Source organism: Adlercreutzia equolifaciens (assembly GCF_029076695.1).
In the GTDB taxonomy this organism is placed as follows: Bacteria; Actinomycetota; Coriobacteriia; order Coriobacteriales; family Eggerthellaceae; genus Adlercreutzia; species Adlercreutzia equolifaciens_A.
Genome location: NZ_JARFIK010000250.1, coordinates 1 through 319, shown reverse-complemented (window position 1 = coordinate 319; position 319 = coordinate 1). Strand labels below are relative to the sequence as shown.

1 protein-coding gene is annotated in these 319 nt (G+C 38.9%); it reads left to right on the top strand.

From position 1 onward, the window contains the following. The coding region (locus PZH32_RS12270; RefSeq protein ID WP_275208531.1) for an RNA polymerase sigma factor at positions 1 to 319 on the top strand (319 nt) is incomplete at both ends.

Genomic DNA, 319 nt, shown 5'->3' with positions numbered 1-319 from the left:
AAGAAAGTTGTCCGTCATGTTGTTAAGGACTACCAGCAGAAATTAAAACGACGACAAGAGAAAGAAACGCTCTTTTGCGAACTCCCAGAAATCGTTGTAGAAAATCTGGCTGTCTGGGACGATTATGAAACGGACTATACGATTTTCAATGTATGCGGTTACGATATTCGTGTTTATGATGATGAATTGGCAGAAGCCTTGAAACAGTTATCCGAGCGTAACCGTGAAACTTTGCTGATGTATTATTTCTTGGAAATGAACAACGAAGAAATTGCAAAAAAACAGAATATTTCCAGAAGCGGTGTATTCCAAAATCGGC